The following is a 1,218-nucleotide window of genomic DNA, read 5'->3' on the forward strand; positions in this document are numbered from 1 at the left end:
GGATCACCCGTGCGATCTGTCGCGTGTCGCCGATTTTGAGGCCCGGAGCGATGAGGATGCGGATGCGCTCGCCTTCGGGCAGGGAGGCGACCTTGATACGCGCGCCGAGCGCGTTGGAGATGGCTGCGATCTGGTCCGGATTGGCGCCGTAGGCACGCAAGGTCGATTCGAGCGTCTCGCCCTTCTTGAGGACCACCTCGCGCTCTTCGATCTGGGCCGGCGCCGATTGCGTGCCGCTTTTCGGCAGGTTGGTGACGTTCTCGGGAACCACGCGCACCTCGATCGAACTGAAGGGCGCGTCGACGATGCGCGCGTAGCCGAGTGCCTCGCCGAGGCTTTCGGGCTGGCGCAGGGTGCGTAGCAGCATCTGCTGTGCCGGGATGGGGACGCTCGGGCGCCGCTGGCTGTCCGAAGAGAGACGACGCTCCTCTTCGAGGATCGCGATCACGTCGTCGTCGTTGAGAGTCGGCGCGCTCGCCTCGACCGGAATGATGGTGAGATCGGAACGCAGTACGGACACGTCCGCATCCGCGACTTCGATAGGGGCGGGCGCGGGTTCGGGAGCATTCTTCTCCCCGTTGTCCTGCGCGAAAAGGCGCAGCGGATTGAAGGGCGGAATGTCGGTGGCGTAGGTGCCGGTGGTCAAGGACAGGTTGGTCGCGACGCGCACGAAGTGGCGCACCTTGATCGCTTCGCGGTCTCCGGTCCGGATGGTCATCGGCGCCTTGAAACTCTGTCTGGCGGCGGTGGACGTCTCGGTCCGGATCAGCTTGTCGGCCTTGCGGGCGATGTTGGCGGCGCGATCCTCGGCGCTGGATCCCCTGGGAGGCTTGAGAACGGCGCGTTCGGGCGCAACCGCGGCGATCATCGCGCCGTCGAGAGCGATATGGATGGATGCGCCGAGGAGAACCGCACCGGTGACGCCGGTGAGCACGGCGGCGCCGAGCCAGCGCAGATTGATGTCGCGGCGGTCGAGATCAGGCTCGGCCGTGCCGCTCGAATTCATCGGCGGCTCGTGCCCCAGATCGATTCCGGCCGAAGCATGGCCGGCCGCAGATGCCCTGCGGCGCATGCGGCGGCTGTCATCGGGTGGAGGCGTTTGGCTCATCGTTACGGTGGTTATGGTTTCGATCCAGCCTGGCGCTTTAGCATGGAACGGCGCTTCGCGCACAGTGCAGGTCGAGAGGAGAATGGCACGGGTCTATTAAGGTACTGGTC

1 pseudogene is annotated in these 1,218 nt (G+C 65.9%); it reads right to left on the reverse strand.

Features of this window, described 5'->3' with window-relative positions:
- Positions 1–1,006: pseudogene (locus AC1DT3_RS21790) on the reverse strand (M23 family peptidase); the annotation flags it as partial.
- Positions 1,007–1,218 lie beyond the last annotated feature (212 nt).

Source organism: Microvirga sp. P4_G7 (assembly GCF_056401005.1).